This window comes from Deferribacterota bacterium (assembly GCA_034189185.1).
Taxonomy (GTDB): Bacteria; Chrysiogenota; Deferribacteres; order Deferribacterales; family UBA228; genus UBA228.
Map to the genome: position 1 here is coordinate 1 of JAXHVM010000248.1, position 2,088 is coordinate 2,088.

3 protein-coding genes and 1 rRNA gene are annotated in these 2,088 nt (G+C 32.7%); 3 read left to right on the forward strand and 1 reads right to left on the reverse strand.

The features are described 5' to 3' along the window. The coding region (locus SVN78_10500) for a redoxin domain-containing protein (protein ID MDY6822035.1) at positions 1–198 on the reverse strand (198 nt) is incomplete at its 3' end. 186 nt (positions 199–384) lie between these two features. Between SVN78_10500 and mtnA the strand changes: the two genes are divergently transcribed. The 3 genes from mtnA to SVN78_10515 all read left to right on the forward strand — a co-directional run. Beyond that, entirely contained in the window at positions 385–1,368 is a 984-nt protein-coding gene (gene mtnA, locus SVN78_10505; protein MDY6822036.1) for an S-methyl-5-thioribose-1-phosphate isomerase, read from the forward strand. Further along, positions 1,355–1,540 carry a hypothetical protein gene (locus SVN78_10510; protein ID MDY6822037.1) on the forward strand — a complete coding sequence of 62 codons (186 nt, stop codon included), beginning with the start codon at positions 1,355–1,357 and terminating at the stop codon, positions 1,538–1,540. The genes mtnA and SVN78_10510 overlap by 14 nt, the downstream gene beginning before the upstream one ends. Positions 1,541–1,735: 195 nt before the next feature. Continuing rightward, a 16S ribosomal RNA gene (locus SVN78_10515) occupies positions 1,736–2,088 on the forward strand; the annotation flags it as partial.

The window sequence follows — 2,088 nt, forward strand, 5'->3', positions numbered from 1 at the left end:
ATTATGGTTTGTAAAATCTTCATAAGCATCAGAGAAAGATATAATTTCACTTGTGGTAACTTGAGTAAAATCAAAGGGATAAAAAAGCAATACTACCCATTTTTTATAAGTATAGTCGCTCAAACTTACTTTTTTAATCTCTTTCTCAACAACTGCATCAGCTGTGAAATCAGGTGCTTTTTTACCTACAAGCGCCATAGAAACCCCCCTAATTTTGTTAATTAGAATATTTCTAAATATAATTTTGTCAAGATAACGTTTTGTGATTAAAGCTTGATATTATAATAATTTATATATAATATTATTAAAATATAAATATAAGTAATGAATAATTTATTTAAAGGTATAAATTAGCCTTCAAATTGATTTATTTAGGATGATCTTTTGCTAAAACCAGTAGAGTGGAGAGATAATAAGTTATTTTTGATAGACCAACGTAAATTACCCAATGAGCATAAGTATTTTGAATGCAAATCCTTAAATGATGTGTGTTTTGCAATAACAAATATGGTTGTAAGGGGGGCTCCAGCAATAGGTGTAGTGACAGCATTTGGTGTGTTCTTTGGTTTAAAGGAAGGGAAAGATTTTGGTATAATCTCTGATAAATTGTTAAAAACAAGACCAACTGCTAACAGTATTAAATATGTTTTATCGATGATGTCTAAAATCAGAAGTGCTGAAAGGGCATTGACTTTTTCTCTAGAGTTATTACTAGCTGATATTGAAAGGAATAAAAAAATAGGATTTTATGGTAAGAATTTGATAAAAAATAATTACCGTATTATTACACACTGCAATGCTGGCTCACTAGCTACAGCCGGCTATGGTACAGCTCTTGGGGTATTAAAGGCTGCAAAAGATGATGGCACTTTATTTTATGTTTATGTAGATGAGACAAGACCTTTTTTTCAAGGTTCTAGGCTTACAGCATATGAGTTATTATATGAAAAAATTGATTTTACAATAATTTGTGACAGTGCTGCTTCTTTTATTATGAAGACAAAAAAAATTGACTTAGCAATTGTTGGAGCCGATAGAATTGCTTCTAATGGGGATGTTATTAATAAAATAGGAACATATAGTCTTGCAATTGCTGCAAGAGAGCATAAAGTTCCATTTTATGTAGCAGCACCAACTTATACTTTTGATTTTACAATTGATAATGGTTTTGATGTGCCAATTGAATATAGAGATCCTGCAGAAATAAAGAATATTGGGGAGTATCATATTGCGCCAGTTAAAGCTGATGCTTTAAATCCATCCTTTGATGTAACCCCATCAAAGTTTGTATCTGGTTATATAACTGAGAAAGGAATTTATAGTATTAATGAGATTAAAAATATAATGGGTAGTTATGATAATTTTTAAAGAATTAGGGCTTGTAAATACTAGAAATATGTATAAGAAAGCAATTAAAGAAGGATTTGCTGTTCCTGGTTATAAATTTGACAACTTTAAATTTGATCCGAGGAAACACTTAAAAGCGGCAAGGGAAGAAATTATAAATATGAATAAGCATAAAATACCAAATTTTATGTAGTGTATTTATGTAGTGTAAAAAAATATAAAAAAAATTAAAAAAAGTAGTTGACAATTAATAATAAATGAGTTATTTAATAAATCCTTGACTTAAAAAGAGTTAAGAATTGTTGTTTGACAGCTAAATAGACTAAAGAGATAAGCAGCCTAGTGTAGGTATATTAACTTACACAATAAACTATTAACTATTTTTTGCAGGATGGAGAGTTTGATCCTGGCTCAGAACGAACACTGGTGGCGTGCTTAACACATGCAAGTCGAGGGAGAAAGGCTGCTTCGGCAGCCGAGTAAACCGGCGAACGGGTGAGTAACACGTGAGTAACCTGCCTGTTAGACACGGGATAACTAGTCGAAAGGCTAGCTAATACCTGATACAACATATCTACGAATGTAGATATGTGAAAGTAGGTATACTTTAGTATGCCTATGCTGACAGAGGGGCTCGCGTCCGATTAGCTAGTTGGTGGGGTAATGGCCTACCAAGGCTACGATCGGTAGCTGGTCTGAGAGGATGGTCAGCCACATTGGGACTGAGACACGGCCCAGACT

Bases quoted from the DNA above. Each gene is read 5' to 3' on its own strand.
- SVN78_10510 (MDY6822037.1), top strand. From the start codon at position 1,355: ATGATAATTTTTAAAGAATTAGGGCTTGTAAATACTAGAAATATGTAT.